At 61.6% G+C, this 10,880-nt stretch carries 4 protein-coding genes; all 4 read right to left on the bottom strand.

All coding sequences use genetic code 11. From position 1 onward, the window contains the following. Positions 1-1,880: class I SAM-dependent DNA methyltransferase (locus tag ABYO54_RS07945; protein WP_372807716.1), on the bottom strand; the 1,880-nt coding region annotated here is incomplete at its 3' end. Between the two features lie 156 nt (positions 1,881-2,036). Beyond that, positions 2,037-2,816, bottom strand: coding sequence for a TIGR00282 family metallophosphoesterase (locus ABYO54_RS07940; protein ID WP_372807715.1), 780 nt, complete (start codon positions 2,814-2,816; stop codon positions 2,037-2,039). A 97-nt stretch (positions 2,817-2,913) separates the two neighbouring features. Then, positions 2,914-9,216: a hypothetical protein gene (locus ABYO54_RS07935; RefSeq protein ID WP_372807714.1), complete on the bottom strand. Its 6,303-nt coding sequence runs from the start codon at positions 9,214-9,216 to the stop codon at positions 2,914-2,916. A 29-nt stretch (positions 9,217-9,245) separates the two neighbouring features. Further along, on the bottom strand, positions 9,246-10,880 hold a 1,635-nt coding region (locus ABYO54_RS07930), incomplete at its 5' end, for a von Willebrand factor type A domain-containing protein (protein WP_372807713.1).

Raw genomic sequence — 10,880 nt, 5'->3', positions numbered from 1 at the left:
TTAGGTGACTCGTAAGAGCAGATACGGTTTTGAGGGTTCTCGTTGCCGTGGGAAAAACAGACTGCGATACACGGATGTATTGCCCGCTCAAAAAGCACCCGCCGCAAGTCCGAAAAATTAACGACTCGTGTTAGATCAACTGTTTTAAGCCATTCTTTTTGAAAGTGATTGGTGTTTTTGTTCAGCAGGACGGCCGATGGCAAGAGCAGGCATGCTCGTCCGTGGTCTTTGGATAAGTACTCTGGCGTTTTGCGCATGAAGCCTGCGGCTATTTGTTTTTCAGGAGCTAAAACCGTCTCTCTAATCTTTCCTTGAGAGCTTCTCCATTTCAGAAACTTTTCATCGGTCGAGTTTTTTCGGCTCACCCACGGCGGATTTCCAATAACGAGGTCAAACGTCTCATCAAAAGGCGTGTTTTCATCAAAGAAGTTAGCATGAACGATATTTTTCCCGTCCGTGTAACCATTTTCTTTATCCAGCAACATCGGCGGGAATTTTTTTCCGGCTTTTTGCAGCATTTCCAGATCCAGCGGAGACATTTGTTCCAGAGCCGCCAGATAGAGGCTGAAACAGGAAATATGGCAGGCCGTTGGGTTGATGTCTAATCCATGCAGACGGGTAAGAAGGTTCATAATTTCAGAACCCCATTTGGCGCAAGGGCGTTTCCCCTTGTACTTCATCTTTCGCCGCAGGCTGTCTGCCATCCTGCCCAGCATTGTAACCAGAAACACTCCGCTGCCGCAGGAGGGGTCGAAAACCGTCAACTCGTGAATTGGCTTCTGAATTCCATCGAGGGCAATGTCGGCGGTCAATTCGGCCAAGTGGGGAGGTGTGTAGTAGGCTCCTGCCTTGCGTTGGGAGTTTTTGGCACCCATCTCCTCGTTCAGCACGCCCTGGGCTTTCAGGAAGGTTTCATAGATGGAGCTTATGGTTTCGATGGGTATGACGCTGAAGTCGTATGCCCAGAACCCAAGGCTCAACTGTCCATTTTCCTGGTCGTTTCCTTTCAGGAAATCAATGAGCACATCAAGTATCGCCTTTTTGCAGTAGCGCTTTTCTTTGGCAAGGCTTTCAGGAAACAGGCTCCCGTTGAAATGCTCCTTTACGCACAGAAACAGGTCGAAAATGGCATTGGCGCGCTTTTCCGTTGTACCCAGATCGGTCAGGAGGTCGAGAAGCAGGTACGGACGACTGCCGTCGCCCGCTGCACACAGCTTGTGCAATGCACCTCTTGGGAAAAACGAGCCCTTGATCATGCCCCGCTCAATCAGGTAGCAGACAAAGAGGATGCGCGTCAGAAAACGGTGAATAAATTCAAGGTTAGCAGTGGAGTTTCCTCCGTCCATGGACGCAACCATGTTTGAGGAGGTGGCATTGAGTTGATCCAGAAGATATTGGTCAACCGTGGTGTTGCGCTGGAACGCATCCTTATGATCTTCGTAAAACTTCCCGTTCTCGATTTCGGTCTGAAGCAATTCCAAGGCATCCGCAGTCGTTTCGAGGATGGCTTCCACCTGTTTTTCTGCGTCAGCTCGCAGGGGAGGCTCGTTTGCCGTATATACCCGTATTTTTGTTCGATCCTGAAGAATGAGCATGGGCACAACTGTCTGGTTCCACAGAAACAGCTGCCACTCCCTGATATCCGACTCAACAAAACAATCGACCGTCTTGATATAGGCCGCTGGATATTTCCCAACATAGAATACTTGGTCGGGCGTAAAGTTGCCTGCACAATCCCCCGACAAGGTTCGGCCCACAAGATAGACATAGTGTAATCCTTCAGAATTGGCACCGAAGGTGTCTTTTGTAAAAACAGCCTTTTTCCAAGGGGTTAAACCGACACCCGGAACCGTCGATTCATTTGTCTTTACTGTCGTCATAGTCAGAGATTCTCTGGGCTTACCAATAATTAACTAGACATTTAGGAATAGTATTGCGCTCGGTCGTAATTTTCAAACTTTGCGACGAACTTTCATGACGAGCTCATTCGCCTAATCCAGTTAAACCAGCGTTGTACTCAACCATTGAGTAATGCGTCAGACCTCGATCCGGATGCGTTCGATGGCCTCGGCTTTTCCGGTCTTCATGTCGACGTCGACCAAGGCGCCTTCGAGGGTGGGCTTGCCTTTGGCGACTTCGAACTTGTGCGGAACGCCCGTAAGGAATTTTGCCAGGACGGGTTCGACTTCGCGGCCGAGGACGGAATCCTTCGGCCCGGTCATGCCGAGATCGGTGATGTAGGCCGTGCCGTTGTCGAAGACGGTTTCGTCGGACGTCTGGCAGTGGGTGTGGGTGCCGAAGACGGCGGAGACGCGCCCGTCGAGGAAGCGGCCCATCGCCATGCGTTCGGACGAGGCTTCGCCGTGGAAATCGACGAAGATCGCCTTGTCGGAACTCAGCATGCCCTTGAGCATGCGGTCGACCGTCTGGAACGGGCAGTCATAGTTCGGCTGCATGAAAACGCGGCCCACCAGCTGCACGACCGTCAGCGGTCCCTCCGGGGTATCCACCCGGACGAAGCCCTTGCCCGGCGAACCCTTCGGGAAGTTGGCCGGCCGGATGATCCGCTCTTCGAGATCGATGCCCGCCACCATTTCCTTGGCGTCCCAGGCGTGGTCGCCGAGGGTGACGACGTCCGCCCCGACGCCGATCAAGGCATTGGCCATTTCCGGGGTCGGGCCGCGGCCGGCGGCGGCGTTTTCGCCATTGGCGATGATGAAATCAACCCGGCCTTCGCTCTTCATTTGAGCGGCAACCTTCGTGAAGGCGTTTCTGCCGGGCTTCCCGACAATATCCCCTACCAGCAAAACTCTCATGTGTTCTCTCCCAATAATTGGAACGGAGAATACATGAAAGCCCCGCCGTGTCGAGCGGTCTCCTGCCCGCTTGCAAGCGGCCGGAAACGGGCCGGCCTCATCGGGCGGAAGCGGCCGAACGGCGCAGCTTCGCGCTCATGCCCCCCGCGAGCAGGATGACGAGGGCCGCCGCACCAACGACCACGGCCTGAACCGAATAGCTCGCGCCGACGGGCGTGGAATTGAACTCGACCCACATTTCGCTGTCGGGCTGCAGCTGCAGCTTGCGCTCGAAGCGGAGCGGGGAACCTTGAAGCGCCATGACCACGCGGATCGGGTGGACCTCGACGGAGGCGGCTTGCTGCTGATCCAGCATGGTTTCGGCCAGCCCGCTGAGCGTACTGCTCTCCTTGTCCCCGAGCTGCGCTTCGACGTTCTGCACGTCCTGCGCCGACCACTGCTCGTTGCCGGCCGGCACCTGCACCTCGCCCTGGTCCATGAGATTGAGCGATTGCTTCAGTTGGTTCCGGCGGTTGACGAGCCCCATCACGCCCTGCTGGCGAACCAGATTGCGGAACTGGACGCGGGCATCCTCGTTCAGGTCCTGTTGCCCCTGGGAATAGGCGATGGCTTTTTCGAAGGCTTTGCGGGCGCCGCGCTGGTCGCCGCTTTGCATGTATTCATTGCCTTTGACGATGTTGTCGCGGGCATTCGCACCGAAGCGCACGGAGTTGCCGGCGTTGTATTCCATGTAGACTTTTTCATCGAACTTGGAGGCGATGGAGAGCGGGCCGATCATCCCGACGGCAGCGGTCTGCGGTTGCAGGGTTCCGTCAAAGCCCGAATAGCGGTACCCCTGCGGGCCATAGAACATCCAGCGCACATCCCGCAGCGGCAGGTTGAACTGCGGCCCGAGGAAGCGGTGCTTGCGCTTCACCTCGTCGGCGGCCCGGTTCTGGGCATAGACCACTTCAACCGTTGCGGCGGGATCGGCCCCGGCCTCCACCGGGATGAAGAACAGCCCGTTTTCCACCAAGGGGCGAACCGCGGTTTCATTCACGAAGACCGACCAGATTTTGGCGCCTTCGGGCAGCCGCATCTCCAGGAAGCGCAGCGCCCCCGGATCGAGCTGCATCGTCATTTTGTTCAACGACTGGTCGTCCTTGGTGATGACCGAATCGATCCGGACGGATTGCACCTGCGCGGGCAGGACATCGGCGGCATCGTGGCGGACGATGTTGAGTCCGAACTCGAAATCGCGCTCGGTGGCGCGGTAGCAGAGCACGGCGGCGGAGAGGTCGCCCGCCCCGAAGCGGCGCGGGATACTGCGGGCATCTTCGGGCCGCAGCGAGGCGGAAATACCGAACGGCGCCACCTGCAGGCGACCGCTGGAAAGCACCGTGACGTAGCCCTTCTGGCTCTCGGTTCCCAGCGTCAGCAGCGGACGGATCTCCACGGCCGACATATCGTGCGCGAACGGCAGCTGGTAGGCCACCTCCATGCCATACTGCTCCTCGACCTTGCCGTGCAGTTCCACTTCCCAGATGCCCCGTGCGTCATCCACCTTGCGGACGCGCGAAATATTCCGACCCGAGACCACCAGCGCGATCGTCGGATCCGGGGGCTGCAGGCGGAAGGTTTTGACGCCGGCATGCTCGATATCGAATTGCAGATAGCTGCGGATCTTCATCAACCCTTCGGAGAGGACGACGCGTTGCAGGACTTCGGCCTTGATCTTGGGGTCCATCACCTCGGACTGCAGCTCGATGGTCCAGTCCGGCCGCAGCAGGCGGAAGGCCAGGCTGCCCGTTTGGCGGATGCCCAGCTCGCGCGGCAGAATCTCGCTGGCGCCCTCGCGGGTCTGGGTGGCGATGCGGATGCCGCGCTCGACGGTGATGGCCAGCGTGCCGGTATGCTTCAGCACGCCCTCCATCCGGATTCGCGGCACGGCGAACTGGGGTTCGAGATCCCGGCCCGACCGGCTCAGCACGAGATTCAGCGGAATGGTGCCGCTGATTTGGCGGCTGAAGTTGACGACCAGTTCGCGGGCGGCGCCGCCGACTTCGTCCCAATGGCTGATGCCCTCGCCGCTCAGCGAATCCACGTCGAACCCTTCCGGGATGCGCAGGCGCACGGCAAAGATGCCGGACTTGCTCACCGTGACGTTCAGCCGGCTCGAGAGGCGGAGCTGCTCGGTCGAAATATCGAGACCGGTCTGCTCGTCGAGCCGCAGTTCCGGCAACACCTGCCGGGCGGTCACCTGCGCGGCAAACGGCAGGCGGTTGTAGCGGTAGGCCCGCTTGATCGAGGTGTCGACCGCGCCCTTGAGCAGTTGCGCGGCATCGCTCGTGTTGATTGCGCTCAGGTCGTTGGCCGCGCCCACATCCACCTGAACCGCGTCGGAGGCGGCAATGGCCACCACGCCGCGCTGCATGGCGGCGTCGCGCACCTTCAGCCCCTGGATCTCCACCGAATAGGGCAGCTTTTCGCGGCTGATCTGCGCGCCGATCCGCATTTCGTAGGCCTTGGTCACCGGCGCCGAAAGAACCACCTCCAGCAACCGGGAAAGCGGGTCGAAGCGCCAGGTACCGATATCGTTGCCTTGCACTTCGGTGATGCTCATGCCATCGGGCACCTCCAGCAGGAAGCGCTGCAGCTCGCCCTGCGCGATATTGAAGCGCGCGTGATGCCGGAGGCCGACCATGCCGGGGCGGCAATCGACGAAGGTATCGACGTCGCAGAAGAACTTCGACTGTTCGAGATCGGTCTTGCGCTCTTCCGGCATCCAGACGAGCCGGCAGCGGCTGGAGCGGTTGCCGAACAGGATGTCGGCGCGCGCCCCCTCCTGCCGGATACGGACGGCGCCGTCCTGGCCGGCGAACACGTTCCACCCCTCGGAAGGCAGCTCCACCGTGGCCTGGTTTTTCAGGCCGGCGGGGATCCAAAGCGGTACGGACCACATGCCCCCCTCCGAAGCGGCAACCACCACGTATTCCATCGAGACGCCATACGATCCGGACTTGCGCGCCCGCAGCAGCGTGCCGTCCGCGGTGGCCTCCACTTCCAGATGGCGGGAGGAGAGCTCGTAGTCCATCAGGATAAATTCCGGTGCCAGCAGGCGGTACTCGTCGCCCTTCTCCAGCTTCAGTTCGAGCTCGGCCCGAACCTGCACATTGACCTGCTTCTTCGTTTCAAATTCCGGAACCGCGATGTGCAGCTCCACCGATTCGGCCTTCACCGCTTCCTTTTCCGCGGAAGCCGGCGCGACTTGCCGGACGGGCTCCGTGGCGACGCAGGCCGACACGGCGATCATCAATCCGGCCGCCATGCACAGCAGCGCCGGGTGCGCGGATCCTTCTTTCGACTCAACCCCGAGCAACGGTTGCAGCGTGGGTTCGGGATCCGTCGCCCGCCGTTTCCCCAAGCGGTGGCAGAGGGCAAACAGGAACAGGTGCGGCAGGACCAGCGCGATCCAGGCGAGATAGGGGCTGAAGGAATAGACCACCACCAGCACGGCGAAGAACGGCGCGAGCCATCCGCGCTTCCCGGCAATCAGCATCCCGGCCAGCGGCACCAGGCCAACGACCAGCAGCAGGATGTTTTTGAGCGCCTCGAAATTGGCATTGGCGAGGGTCAGTTGAACGGCCAAACCGCCGTCCACCCCGGCGACCGCCTTGCTGAACGCCCAGTCCGACGGCTGCGAGCCATAGGAGCCCAGCAACGCCAGCGAAGCGCTCGCCAGCAGCACCACCGCCGCCAGCGAGGCCGCGACCAAGGCACAGCCCAGCATGAAATTCACGAACGAAAACTCGTGGTTCTTCCCCTGGTTCCTGCCCCGGAAAAACAGGCCAACGCACAGGGTTGCCACCACGCCGAGCCAGAACAAAATGGTGCCGCCGCCGGCCCGACCGGCCAGACTGCCCCACGCCACCTTTTGCTGCGAAAGCTCCGACGGCAGCTCCATGTTGCCCTTGGCGGCAATCAGCCGCTGGCCGTCCGGCAGCTGGAAGGTCCAGCGCGCAAACACGGACTGGGTATCGGCCTGCGGCGACTCGAATTTCATGCGCGTAAACAGCCCCGGCTCGTTCAACTGTTCGGCGTAGGTGATCGCCACCTTCAGCGGCGAATTCGGATCGCGGCGGCGCTCCACGGGAACCAGCATCTGGCCGTCGCCCTTGTCGAGCACCTGGACCTTGCGGTCGTTCACCGTCACGGTCCAGAGCGTGGCCGCATCGGGCAGGCGCACGGGCAGGAACTGCCGGTCCGTGTTCTTGACGTGGTAGACCGCCAGCGTAACGGCCTCGCCCTCTTCGCCGATGGTGGTATCGAGCTTGATATGGTCCGCCACCTGCGTGAGCAACGGCTGGATGGCAAAGCGCTTGATGCGCACCTTCGCCGCGTGCGGAACCGCCACGTATTTATAGGCGTGCATGACCGGGTCGTTGACGAGCAGCGCATATTCCTCCGGCACCTCGTCCACATCGATCGGCAACACGGCGGACGCGCAGGAGACCTCTTCGGCCAGCGACAGGTTGGCCGAGCCGGCCAAGGCAATATAGCCCGCTTCGTTTTCGATTCCGACGGCCTCGATCCCGCCGACCAGCAGCTCTTCGCCCTGGTATTTCGCGGGATGGTCGTAGGTCACCAGCAGGGTATAGTCGCCCATCGCCTTTTGCTGGAGGTGGACCGTCCAGCGCTCGCCCTCCTGCGTCCAGTTGCGGATATCCCGCCCGTGGATTTCGATGTTGCGGTAGCTTTCGGGAATGTTGAGCTCGAAACTGCGCGTCGGCGCGTTGGCAATGTTGTAGGTGATCAGGCAGCTGCCGAAGACGCCGCTTTCCCCCAGCGAAACGAGCTGGAACGATTCGGCGTGGATCGACGACTGCTCCTGGAGGATGCGCACGCTGCCGGCCCACGCCGGCTGCTTGAAGCGGAAGGCCTGGCGCGCATCGGCGATGCGAACCGGCAGCGACCCCGTGTTGACCGGCCGCAGCTCCTGCAGCTGCGCGCCCTCCATCCGGGTGCCGGCTTCGCCGCGCAGCACCAAAAAGCCGCGCTCGGATTTTGCGCCGGCGAGCCGGAAGCGCGGCATCGGGAATTCCGCCGCATCCTCGGCCAGGGTTTTTTCCAGGCGGACTTCCACCAGCGTACGGCTGTCGACCGCCGTTTTGAAATGGACCTTGATCCAGCGCGCGCCATCGCGGTCGCGCACATCGTGATCGGCCACGTTCTTGCCGTTGACGCCGGTTACGTTCCAATCGTTGGAAACCTCGATTTCGATGTCGCGCGCCGGGGCGTCGCGCACCTCCAGATCCAGCTTGGCTTCGAGCGAGAGTTCGTTTTCGCTCAAGGCCAGCACCAGCTGATCCTGGGCATGCAGCGACGTGACGATATGGTCGCCCGAAAGCTCCATGCTGAACGGCATGCTGGCAAACATGTAGGCATACAAGCCGCGCTTCGGCATGGCCAGCGCGTCCCAGCCCACGGCGTCGGGTTCGATCTGGGTCAAGCCGCCCTGCTCGTTCACCAGCAGCTTGATGGTGCTGTCGGTTCCGACCAGCACCACGCCGTTGGCGCGGATGACCGACTGCGGCTCCAGCGCCGGGAACTCGAAGGCGCAGGGAAATTCCGGCAGCGACTGCTCGGCCTGCAGGGTCAGCCGGTAGCTCTTTTCCTGCGGCCGGCTCAGCTCGACCTGCAGCATCCGTTCGCCCGCTTCGCCCCGCACGTTCCACGCCAGCAGATCCGCCCCGTTGACCTGAACGACGTTCAGCCCGTCCGGCAGCTTGATGGCGAGGTTCTTCAGCTGCCCCTGCGGAATCCCGTAGGTATATTGCCCTTGCAGCTGGAGGGTGCCGACCTTGGCAATGGCCACCAGCTTGCTTTCGCAGGTGGCGACCAGTTCGCCGGACAGCTTTTCGACCTTGGGGCTCCACTGAAGCTGGACCAGGCCCGAAGCCGGCAGAAACGCCTGGATCTTCTTTTCACTGATCTTCCGCGGTTCCGGCGCCCCGGTCACTTCGACCGTATAGCCGGCCTCGTCGGTTTCGAGCGTCAGGTGCCGGATGGTAGCGGCCGGCAGCAGGAACGCCGCCTTGCGCAGCTGGCCCTCCCGCGTCACCTTGGCCTCGAAGCCGATGGAAATCTCGTGCGCCCCGTTTTTGTTGAACTCGATGTAGTACGTCCCCTGCTCCAGCACCAGCTCGGCGCCGCGCGGCAGCTCGGTCTCGGTCGGCATCACGGCCCCTTCGAGGACCAACAGGCGGGCGGGCGCGTCTTTCACCTCGGCCTCGAAATCCATCTGCAACCCCAGCGCATCGGCCTTGATGCCCCCGGTCAAATCCAGTTGTTTGATCGCGACGTCCGCCCCGGCCCATCCGGCCAGCAGACTCCCCAAGATTACCATCCATGCACGTTTCATGATTCCACCCTTCGCACTCGTTTAAAAACCTATTGCCGCAATCGCGCCGCGATCGCCATCAGCTCCGCCAACTCCTGAATCTGCTGATCGAGATCCATCTTCAACGCCACCGGCATCAGCTTGCCGTGGATTTCCATGATGCCGGTGCCATCGGAATAGGGACTCCGGCGGAGCTTTTCGGCAAATTCGGCAACACACGCGGCGAGCTGGAAACGCGGCGCGGCCTGCTCGAAGCGCGGGCTGCGGGCGGAGTCGCGGATGACGCTGCCGATCTCCTCGATGGCTCCGTTGTCGGCGCGGCGATAGCGGACATAGACGGTGGCAATCGGGGCGCGCGGCGCCCCGTCCGGATTGAGCTGGACATCGTAGAGCGCGGTGACCGACTGGCCGGAGCCCACCTCGCCGGCATCCACCGAATCGTCGCGGAACTGCTCCTTGGTCAGCTGGCGGTTTTCATAGCCGATCTGGCGGTAGCTCAGCACCCGCTCGGGGTTGAATTCCACCTGGATCTTCACATCGCTCGCAATCACGTGGAGGGTCGAAGCCAGCTGGTCGACGAAGACGCGGCGGGCCTCGTCGATCGTGTCGATATAGGCATACATTCCGTCGCCGCGGTTGGCCAGGCGCTCCAGCAGATCGTCGTCGTAGGAGCCGGCGCCGAAGCCCAGCACCGACAGGTAGATGCCCTTTTGGCGGTTTTCGCCGACCTGCTTGAGCATCGCTTCCGGGTCGAGCTCGCCGAGATTGGCCACGCCGTCCGACATGACAATGATGCGGTTGGAATCGCCCGGGCTAAAGCCCGCCTGGGCCAGCTCGTAGCCGAGCAGGAGGCCCCGGTCGAACTGGGTGGGACCGCCCGGCTGGAGTTCGTTGATCGCGGCCAGCAAGGCCGCCTTGTCGCGAACGGGCGTGTGCTCTTTCACCAGCCGCGCTTCGCCGCCGAACTGGACGATCGCCAGCTGGTCGTCCGGCCCCAGCTGGTCCAGCAGCAGCGCCAGCGATTCCTTGACCAGCCCGATCCGCTCGCGCGTGCTCATCGAGCCGGAGGTGTCGATCACCAGCGTCAGCACGGCGCCGCGGTGGTCGTCGCGGCCAATGCGGCGCCCCTTGATGCCGATCTTGAGCACCTCCATCCCCGTCCGGAAGGGCGAGGGCGCCATTTCCTTGTGGACGGAAAAGGTTTGGGTGCCCGACGGCGGCCGATAGTCGTAGTCGAAGCTATTGATGAATTCCTCGGTGCGCACCAGCTCCGGCTCGGGCAGCGCGTTTTCGAACAACCGCTGGCGGGCCAGGCCATAGGACGCGGTGTCGACATCGATCGAAAAGGTGGAAAACGCGTTTTCCGCGGCGAAGACATAGGGATTGAACGCCGGGGCGCCCGCCGACCGCGACGACACCGCGGAATCGCCGAACAAGTCGTCGACCCCATTATCGAAAGCCACCTCCGGTTGCTCCTCGCCTTCGAAGACCCGCCCAAAGACGGAGGGCTGGGCCAGCGCATCGGCATCCACCATCGAGCCGATTCCCCCGGCCATGCCCACCCGCTCCGGCAGCTGGATATTCGGCATCGTCGCGCGGCCGACCTTGGTCACGATGCGCGTGGAGGTTTTGGGCTTTGCGCTCTTCCGAACCAGTACCTGCGGTTTTTTCAGCTTCATTTTCGG

The organism is Pontiella sp. (assembly GCF_041622395.1).
GTDB lineage: Bacteria > Verrucomicrobiota > Kiritimatiellia > Kiritimatiellales > Pontiellaceae > Pontiella.
This window is presented reverse-complemented; position numbering and strand designations above follow the sequence as displayed.